The sequence below is a fragment of the Globicatella sanguinis NBRC 15551 genome (assembly GCF_001552295.1).
Taxonomy (GTDB): domain Bacteria; phylum Bacillota; class Bacilli; order Lactobacillales; family Aerococcaceae; genus Globicatella; species Globicatella sanguinis.
In genome coordinates this window covers 1-559 of sequence record NZ_BCQX01000254.1, presented here as the reverse complement: position 1 = coordinate 559, position 559 = coordinate 1, and the positions used below count along the sequence as shown (strand labels likewise).

Sequence of the window (559 nt, the reverse complement as noted above, 5' to 3'; positions counted from 1 at the left end):
CTATCCAAGTTCCTAAAATCCCACAACAACCAGGTAGCTCAACAGCTAATGATGGGGCCTTTGGCGGTATCTTAGGTAGTCTAATTGAACAAATGTCACAAAAAGGTGGAGGTCAAGTGAGTCAAGCACCAAAAAACCAAAATAAATCAATTGTTGAATCCATTCTCGATTCATTTTTCTAACATCGACTCTTAAGGATTGCTACGCTTTTATTCTTGACCAACTCCTTTGAAACAATCGTTAGTTTTTATGTTTTGTGTATCAGAATTTCAAATATTGTAAGAAATTTTTTGACAATTCTAGCAATCGACATATTTTTATCAGGTGTCCTATAAATTTGAACAAGCCTTTCCTTGCTTAAGACTTTTAGTCTGCGAACGAGGAAAGGCCTATTTTTGTGTTTTGACGAAGGCTTAATTGTAGCGCGTTTTGTGAAGTGGTATTGGGCACAGTTTTAAAAATGGTTGTTTGGTTTCATCTGTTTAATTTATAGCCCATGGTTTAGTGAACTCGAGATGCTTCCAGAGACTAATTTGCGAATTACCAACGTGTGTCTGGG

1 protein-coding gene is annotated in these 559 nt (G+C 36.7%); it reads left to right on the top strand.

The genetic code is table 11. The features are described from left to right. The coding region (locus GSA01S_RS10905) for a hypothetical protein (RefSeq protein ID WP_169792703.1) at nucleotides 1-182 on the top strand (182 nt) is incomplete at its 5' end. Between the last annotated feature and the right edge of the window lie 377 nt (nucleotides 183-559).